An 8845-nucleotide genomic window follows, 5' to 3' on the forward strand; every position below is an offset into this window, starting at 1 on the left:
GGGCTCGCCGGGTATCGACGCTACCGGCAATAAGGATTCTTCCCGAGCGCCGTGATCTCGGCGATGAACCGGCTGATCTTGAGAATCTCGTCCTCGTCCTCCGTATAATCCAGAAGCTCGGAAAGATGGTCGTCGATGAAGTCCGTGTCGAACCGGCCGGATACGAAATCGGGATGAACCATGATTTTCTCGAGCAACGGGATCGTCGTCTTAATGCCCCAGACCGTGAACTCCGAGAGCGCCCGTCGCATCCGCTCGATCGCGGTGGGCCGATCCTTCCCCACGGAGCAGATTTTCGAAACGAGGGAGTCGTAAAACGGCGGCACCTCGCAGCCCTGATAGATGCCGCTGTCGGCCCTCACGAACGGCCCGCTGACCTGGCGCAGATAGGTCACGGTCCCGTACGAAGGGGCGAAATCCTTCTTAGGATCCTCGGCATTCACCCGGCATTGGATGGCATGGCTCGATATCCGGATATCTTCCTGCCGGAGACGGAGCGGCGTGCCGACCGCCATCCGGATCATCAGCCGGATGATGTCCAGGCCGACGATCATCTCGGTGACGGTATGCTCCACCTGGATCCGCGGATTCACTTCAATGGCATAGTAGCGCAGGTCGGGAGCCACCAAGAACTCCAGCGTCCCGGCCGTGACGTACCCGATCTCCTTCGCGGCCTTCACGACGACCTGTCCCATTTCGTTCCGGAGACGCTCGTCAAGCAAGGAGGACGGGGCCTCCTCCACCAGCTTCTGGTGCCGGCGCTGGATGGAACATTCCCGGTCGCCCAGATGAATCACGCGGCCGAAGGCGTCCGCGATGAACTGGAATTCGATATGTCGGGCGCCGCGGATGTATTTTTCGACATACACATCGCCGTTCCCGAACAGCTTCTCCGCGATCGAAACGGCCCGCTCCAACGCGGACTTGGCCTGATCGGCCGAATCGACCCGTTGCATGCCCCGGCCGCCCCCGCCCGCCACGGCCTTGATGATGACCGGCCAGCCCGCGTCATTCCCGAACTTCACGATCTGATCGGCCGACGTCATCTTCGGCAGGCCGGGAATGATCGGGACGCCGGCGTCCGCCAAAGCCTTCTTGGTCGCGATCTTGTCCCCCATCCGGGAGATCACCTCCGATCCCGGCCCGATGAAGATCAGGCCGGCCTCCCGGCAGGCACGGGCAAAATCGGCATTCTCCGATAGAAACCCGTATCCGGGGAAAACGGCCTCGCAACCGGTTCGCCGGGCGGCCTCCACCACCTTGCCGATATCCATGTAGCTTAACTTGGCCGGGGAAGGACCGAGATGGACCGCCTCGTCCGCGATCTTCACGTGATACGACAGCGCGTCGCAATCGGAGTAGCCCACCACCGCCCGGATGCCCAACTCCCGGCAGGTCCGGATCGTCCGGCAGGCGATCTCGCCGCGGTTGGCAATGAACAGGTTCTGGATCATTTTCGGTTGGGATTCAGGCATTCTTTCTCAAACCCTCGGAAAACATCGTATCCTGATCGGGTCATGACGCGCGGCCCGATCAATCGTACCCGTATCGTTCAAGCGTTTCCTCATCGAAACCAAAATAATGCGCGATCTCGTGGACGATCGTGATCTCGACCTCCCGCACCAGATCCTCCCGATCCGGGAAATCCTCTTCAAGCGGCTTCTGATAAAGGAAGATGACGTCGGGCGTGGTTCCGGAATCGTTCGAGGTACGATCGGGAAGCGGGACCCCCTGATACAATCCATACAGGACTTCCTCGTCGTCGTTTTCCCCATCTTCCTCCGCCTCCGGGCCCGGACGGCTTCGAACGACGACCGCGACATTCTTCATCGCGGCCTGAAATTCGGCCGGGATACGATCCAACGCTTCCTGAACCAATTTTTCGAAAGATTTTCTATCCATGCGCAGAGCGATCCAGGCCCGGAATACCGGCCGGCCGCGGATGTTATCTCGTGCGCAGGACGCGCGCGCCGCGTTTGTCGATCCGGGAAACCGTGATCGTGGAAGAGATCCCGTGCTGCTGGAAGATTTTCTGCATGGCCAAGCCGATTTTCCGGGCGAGGCTTTTCCGGTCCGTCACGGCAAAGACGGACGCGCCCGCGCCGCTGATCGATGATCCCAAGGCGCCCGCCTTCAGGGCCGCGGCCTTCACGTCCTGGAATCCCGGGATGAGATGGGCCCGGGCCGGCTCGACGATGCCGTCCTGGATCGCCAGGCCGAACCGTCGCGCGTCTTTTTGGGCGACGGCCGCCACCATCGTCGCCGTGAAGGCCATGTTCGACACGACCAGGTTCAACGGAACCTTGTCCGGAAGCACGGCGCGCGAAATCTTGGTCAGCACGCTGTGATACGGCGTCACGACCACCACGACCAAATCGGGAATCGTTCCGACCGAGATGGCCTGACGCTGGGCCGCATGACTGACGACGATTCCGCCCAACAGCGAGGCCGAAACGTTGTCGATAAAGTAGCCGCCGCTGATGGCATGCTCGGCCACCGCGCACGGGGCGATCAACTCGTCGCGGTCCAGCCGGTTTCCAAACAGGGCGTTGACCGCCACGGCCGCGGCCACGGCGCTGGCCGCGCTGCTGCCCAAACCCGTTCCGGGAATGTTTTTCTGGATCGTGAGATCCACCCCGTGCTTCGCCTTGACCAGCTTGAGCACTTCGATCGCCGCGATGCCGGCGGTGTTCCGATCGGCTTCCAGAGGAATCGTGCGGTCCCCTCCCTTGATCTCGCGGATCACCACCTCCCGGCCCCGGCTTTTTTCCGCCGTCACGATGTCGCCCAAACCGGTAATGGCCATCCCCAAAACATCGAATCCCGGACCGATGTTCCCGATCGAAGCCGGGGCGAAGGCTTTTGCGATTTTCATTTTGTCTCCCTGCCCTTCCTCACCGTTACTGACCCGCCACCGTCATTTTAGAAATTTTTATTGTGGGCGCCGCGATCGTTCCCCGAAACTCCAGGTCGTCCCCGATCATTTCGATGTCCATTAAAATGTCTTTCAGGTTTCCCGCGATCGTGATCTCTTCGACCGGATAGGTCAATTCGCCGTTTTCAATCCAAAGTCCCACAGCCCCGCGCGAGTAATCGCCGGTGACGTGGTTGACTCCGAATCCGATCATCTCCACGACGTACAGGCCCCGCTTCACGGAACGGATGATCTCCTCCGGGGAATGCGTACCCGGCACGAGGTAGAAATTCGTGTGCGAAACCGATGGAACGTCCCCGACGCTCCGGGCCGCGTTCCCGGTGGACTGCAACCCCAGCTTCCGGGCGGAGTAACTGTCCAGCAAATAGGTTTCCAGGACCCCCTTCTTGATGACGGTCGTCCTTCGCGTCGGCAAGCCCTCTCCGTCAAACGGCCGCGACCCCAGCGCAGACGGAATGAGCCCGTTGTCCAGGACCGTCACGGATGACGCGGCGACCGGCTGGCCCAGTTTTCCGGCCAAGAACGAGGCCCCTTTATAGACCGCATAACCCGACACGCATGCGCTGAGGCTGCCGATCAGTTCAGCCGCCGCTTCGGGATCGAAAATCACCGGGACTTCGCCGGTTGCGATCTTGCGCGCCCCCAGTCTCCGAAGCGCCCGCCGGGCGGCCGTGCGGCCGACCGATTCGGGAGAGGCCAGCTCCTTGATCTTCCGCTTGGCCGAGTACCAGTAATCCCGCTGCATCGAGCCGTCGGACGATGCCACCGGTGAAACCGAGAATGAGACATAGCTGACCGGATAACTTCCGACCACGTCATGGGTGTTGGCATACACCACATGTCGACCGACGTGGGAAAGACCCGCCCCTTCGGAATTGGTGATCCGGGCGTCGTATCCCAACGCGGCCGATTCGGCCTGAACGGCTAGATCGATCTTGTCTTCCATCTTCCATTCGTGAAGGGTCTCGTCGTAAAGATCGAGGTTCGGCAACGCGAGCGCCGCGGGTTCGGGGAGACCGGCATGGGGATCTTCGGCCGTGGATCGGGCCAGATAACACGCATCGTCCACCAGCCGGTCCAAGGACTCGGTCGAGAAATCGGAAGTCGAACAGACCGCGCTCCGGTTTCCGTAAAACAGCCTCAGTCCCAGCCGCTTTTCATGGGCGTTGCTCAGCTTGTCGACCGACTTGAGCCGCACCTGAACGTCGAAGCTGTCGCCCTCCACGATCAGGACATCGCCCGCCGTAGCTCCCTTGGACAGAGCCTTCTTTAACAATCCGCCGGCCAACGCTTCATAGGCCATCATTTTGCCACGTCCCGTTCATCCTCGTGTTCCGCCCACGGTCATCCCGTTGATCCTCACGGTCGGCAGGCCAACGCCCACCGGCACGGATTGACCGTCCTTGCCGCAGGTGCCGACCCCCGCATCCAGTTGGAGGTCGTTGCCGACCATGGTGACGCGCTTTAAAACATCCGGCCCGTTTCCGATCAGGGTCGCCCCCTTCACAGGCGTCGTCACTATTCCGTCCTCAATCCGGTAGGCTTCGCTGGCCGAGAAAACGAACTTGCCGCTGGTGATGTCCACCTGACCCCCGCCGAAGGAGACGGCGTAAAGGCCGTTCTTGACCGAACGAATGATCTCTTCCGGACGGGATTCCCCGGCCAGCATGAAGGTGTTCGTCATGCGCGGCATTGGAATATGCATGAAACTTTCCCGGCGGCCGTTCCCGGTCGGCGTCATCCCCATCAGCTTCGCATTCAAGCGGTCTTGGAGATAGCCCCTCAATATGCCCCTTTCGATGAGTACCGTCCGGTGGGTCGGCGTCCCCTCATCGTCAATGTTCAGGGACCCCCGGCGGCCTGGAATCGTTCCGTCATCGACAATCGTGCAGAGTTCGGACGCCACCGGTTTTCCGATCAAACCGGTAAACGCCGACGTCCCTTTTCGGTTAAAATCCCCCTCCAAGCCATGTCCGATCGCTTCATGAAGAAGAATCCCGGGCCAGCCCGGTCCCAAAACCACGTCCATCATCCCGGCCGGAGCATCCACGGCTGAAAGATTCAGGATGGCCTGACGGGCCGCTTCTTTTGCGTACGCTTCAAAACGGCGGTCCTCCAAGAAAAAAGAATATTCGACGCGACCTCCCCCTCCGTAACTGCCGGCCTGCCGGTTTCCGTTCTCTTCGGCGATGCAGGTCACGTTAAGCCGGGAAAGCGGCTGAATATCCCCCACAATCCGCCCCTCGGACGTGACGACCAAAATCGCTTTGTGTTCGGCCGCAAAAGAGGCCATCACCTTTTTAATTCGCGGATCGTAACGGCGCGCCGAGAGATCGATCTGATGCAAGAGATCGATCTTCTCCTGAACCGAAATCTCCGAAGCGGGCGTCTTGATCGGATAGAGATCCGGCCGGGCGACATCGTTTCGGACCGGTACCGGTCTGCCTATCGACTGATCGGTCGTGATGTACCGCGCCGTTCGCGCCGCCAACTCCATGTTTTTAAAAGTGATCTCGTCCGAGTAGGCATAACCCGTCTTCTCCTCCGCAACGGCCCGGACTCCAACACCCTGGCCGATCGATTTTGCGGCCTTTTTTACCATGCCTTCTTCAAGGCTGACCGATTCGTTTGTTCGGTATTCAAAATAAAGATCGGCGTAATCGATCTGTTTCCCAAGCGCTTTTCCGATGGTTTGTTCAAGCTGGACTGTATTCAGATTGAATTTCTTGAGGAAAAACTCTTCGGCCTTCGTCAGCTCTTTGGCCACGAATAAATCCTTTCTATCAATTGGAGGGATGTTTAATTGGTATTATACGGAGAATCTGAACCGGAATCAATAAAAAAACAAACTAGAATACCGTATAAAAATGAGGACAATTAAACATAACCTGTTGCTTTATATTTATTATTTAAAATTTTACCCGTGTACACATTTTGATCGTTATTGATTACCGGCGCGGAAATTCCTTGACCAATTTTTCTACTTCTTCAATTAATTCAGGTATTTCAGCCATATTATTTCGTATTGCTCCCAGTATCTTTTCCAAACGGGCCTTACGGGTCATCTCTTTGTCTTCCATTACCTTCTCATCGAGCTTCCGATAGGCCTCGGATAGATGGGGTTCCAGTTCGGGACGGAGGGACAGAATGCCCTCATATATCTGATGGATGGCGGGATCGATCTTCGAAACCACGGTAAAGGTCTCGTCCTCCATCATCAGAACGGCACCGGCACCTTCTTTGAGCGGAGAGACTTTTTTGATTTTCTTGCCCAAGGCCTCGGGCCAGCTTAAGAAAAGACCGGGAAACGTTTTAATGAACGCCGTCTTCCGGTCGTTGGCAGCCCATTTCTCTTCAATGGAAGTCATGGTTTTCTCCAATGCGTAAACCGCAGGGGTGATTCATGGACTGCCCTTACCTCTTTCTTTTTCGTGCATTAAAAGCCGCTCGACCACCTCGCCCTTGACGATATGGCCATCCATGATCTCGTCGGCGTCCCCGATCGTCCGGACCGTATACCAGACACCTTCCGGATAGATCACAACGGAAGGACCGTTTGCGCAGTGGTCAAGACAACCGGCCTTGTTGGCGCGAACAATTCCCTTCAACCCTCGTCTCTTGACCTCGGAAGAAAAATGCTCCTGAATTTGTTTCGAATTTTTCGCCGAACAACTTCCCCGCGGATCGTCCGGTGTCCGTTCATTGATGCAGACGAAGATATGTTTTTTGAAACCCGGCATGCCTTCTCCTTCGGGCGTAAGGAATCACGCCCCTTCATCTTCCAACAAATCCGTCAGGTGCCGCGCAACCGAACGGGCCAGCGCATCCAGATGGTATCCCCCCTCCAGACAGGACAGAACCCTTCCTTGACAAAAGGACCGGGCCCAACCCTGAACCATCCGGGTCATTTCCCCGAATCCGTCCTCGGTCACACTCATGTTGGCCAGCGGATCCGCCCGATGGGCATCAAAACCGGCCGAGATCAGAATGAAGTCCGGCCGAAACGCCTCGACGGCGGGGCGGAGCGATTTTTCAAAGACCGAAATGTATTCCTCGTCCCCTTGGCCCGGCGATAACGGGCAGTTCAGCGTATAGCCTTCACCCGCGCGGCGGCCGTGTTCGTCCGCCCCCCCCGTTCCGGGATAAAGGGGAAACTGGTGAACGCTGAAGTAGAAGACGGTCGGGTCCTCTTCAAAGATATGCTGCGTCCCGTTTCCATGGTGGACGTCCCAGTCGATGATCATCACGCGGGAAACGCGATGCCGTTCCTGCAGGTAACGCGCCGCGACCGCAACGTTATTATAAAGACAGAACCCCATCGCTCGATTGGACTCGGCGTGATGTCCCGGGGGACGCACGGCGCAAAACGCGTTTTTAAACCGGCCGGACATGATCCCGTCCGCCGCCGTCAGCGTTCCTTCCACGGCCAGCAGCGCCGCGCGATACGACTCGGGAGACATCACCGTATCCGCGTCGATGCGGGCGAGTCCGGCGTCGGGCCGGAGGCGCTCGAGGCGGTTCAGATAATCGGGCCGGTGAACACGGGAAATCCAGTCCGCCAGGTCCGGCCTCGGCGGACCGGGACGAACGGCCGACAAGCGTTTCGTCAATCCCGTCTCATCCAATCGGTCGATAATGGCCTTCAAACGAACCGCCGATTCGGGATGATGGGGGCCGGTATCATGCAGAAGATAGTCGGGATGAAAGATCAGTCCGGTGGAATCCATAGCCGTATCCTAACACAGGATGACGGGCTGGGCAAGTTAAGGAGAAACGGCCGGCCGCGCTTGCTATCCGGCGCGGCCTTCAAACATGGCGGGATTTTTTTGAGCGGACTGGATCAACAGCCCTTCTCCGGTCCATCGTTTTTCAATTCCCACGGCGACTCGTGCAGCCATCGGGTCAGCTCATCGAGCGGATAAGCACCACGGCGTCGGACTCCTTATAACGATACCTCCGGGTCTCCCCTTTAAATCGGCGGGCGGGCACACATAACCCGGTCTCGTCCTTCCGCCTTGGCCCGATAGAGGGCCAGATCCGCGGCCCGCAAGAGATCCTCCGCGTTTGAGCCGTGATCCGGAAAAACGGCGACCCCCAAAGACAACGTGATGCCCTCTAATAACCGGTCGCGGTATTGCGGCTTCAACTGTCTGACCTCCTTGCAAACCGATTGGGCTCTCCGCAGCGTATCCTCCATGGAGGCCCCCGGCAAGATCAAGGTGAATTCCTCTCCACCGTAACGGCACGCGATGTCTCCCCTGCGGATTTTTTCATTGAAGAATCGGCCCAGCGCGCTTAAAACCACATCGCCCGCTTCATGTCCGTGAGTGTCGTTGTACCGCTTGAACCGGTCGATGTCGATCATGACCACTCCGATCGCTTGGCCGGCACGTTCGGCACGACAGACTTCCTTGACCATCATCTCTTCCAGAAAGCGCCGATTAAACAGTCCGGTCAGGGGATCGCGGATCGCCTGATTGCGCAATACATCTCGCAAAAGGATGTTCGAAAGCGCCAGCGCGATCTGCTCGGCCACGGTCGCCGCCAGCCGCTGCTGCGCTTTTTCCGGATGTTCCTTGCCGTCATTGCTTCCGCCGGGATCATCGGACTTCGACAGGGTTAAATGTAAAATACCCAGCACATCGTTTTGGGCCTGTATCGGGATGCAGAGGTAGCCCGTTGATAAGGGCTGTTTGACATGCGGACAAATAAGGCCGGAATCGGAATCGTCCACCCGATGGATCTGCCCTTTCCGCAAGGCCCAGCAATCTTGAGGAGGAAAAAGGCGCTCCTCTGGGGGAGAGGATCCCCAGGCGACCGTTCTCTCGACCAGATTCCGGGAGGCCATCAGCATGTAGAGCGCGCCCGACTCGATTGGAAACAAATGTCGGATAGAGCGGAGGATAACGT

The 8845-nt window shown here is 58.3% G+C and carries 9 protein-coding genes; all 9 read right to left on the minus strand.

The window, feature by feature from the left end; translation table 11 throughout:
* Positions 1 to 20 precede the first annotated feature (20 nt).
* Positions 21 to 1475, minus strand: a complete 1455-nt coding sequence (locus VLY20_09390; GenBank protein HUK56856.1) for a biotin carboxylase N-terminal domain-containing protein — start codon at positions 1473 to 1475, stop codon at positions 21 to 23.
* 58 nt (positions 1476 to 1533) lie between these two features.
* Entirely contained in the window at positions 1534 to 1902 is a 369-nt protein-coding gene (locus VLY20_09395) for a metallopeptidase family protein (protein HUK56857.1), read from the minus strand.
* Between the two features lie 43 nt (positions 1903 to 1945).
* Positions 1946 to 2875, minus strand: coding sequence for a homoserine kinase (locus tag VLY20_09400; GenBank protein HUK56858.1), 930 nt, complete (start codon positions 2873 to 2875; stop codon positions 1946 to 1948).
* Positions 2876 to 2900: 25 nt separating this feature from the next.
* Complete coding sequence (locus tag VLY20_09405; GenBank protein ID HUK56859.1) at positions 2901 to 4241, minus strand: TldD/PmbA family protein; 1341 nt, start codon at positions 4239 to 4241, stop codon at positions 2901 to 2903.
* 15 nt (positions 4242 to 4256) lie between these two features.
* A complete protein-coding gene (tldD, locus tag VLY20_09410) occupies positions 4257 to 5702 on the minus strand; it encodes a metalloprotease TldD (protein ID HUK56860.1) in 1446 nt (481 codons plus the stop codon).
* A 181-nt stretch (positions 5703 to 5883) separates the two neighbouring features.
* Positions 5884 to 6303, minus strand: coding sequence for a hypothetical protein (locus VLY20_09415; GenBank protein ID HUK56861.1), 420 nt, complete (start codon positions 6301 to 6303; stop codon positions 5884 to 5886).
* A gap of 33 nt (positions 6304 to 6336) precedes the next feature.
* The gene (locus VLY20_09420) at positions 6337 to 6675 is read right to left on the minus strand and encodes a (2Fe-2S) ferredoxin domain-containing protein (protein ID HUK56862.1); all 339 of its coding nucleotides are present in this window, start codon (positions 6673 to 6675) and stop codon (positions 6337 to 6339) included.
* Positions 6676 to 6699: 24 nt separating this feature from the next.
* Positions 6700 to 7662 carry a histone deacetylase gene (locus VLY20_09425; GenBank protein ID HUK56863.1) on the minus strand — a complete coding sequence of 321 codons (963 nt, stop codon included), beginning with the start codon at positions 7660 to 7662 and terminating at the stop codon, positions 6700 to 6702.
* A 242-nt stretch (positions 7663 to 7904) separates the two neighbouring features.
* Positions 7905 to 8845 (minus strand): sensor domain-containing diguanylate cyclase (locus tag VLY20_09430; protein HUK56864.1); only part of this gene is annotated, 941 nt, incomplete at its 5' end.

Source organism: Nitrospiria bacterium (genome assembly GCA_035517655.1).
Classification (GTDB): Bacteria; Nitrospirota; Nitrospiria; order JACQBZ01; family JACQBZ01; genus JACQBZ01.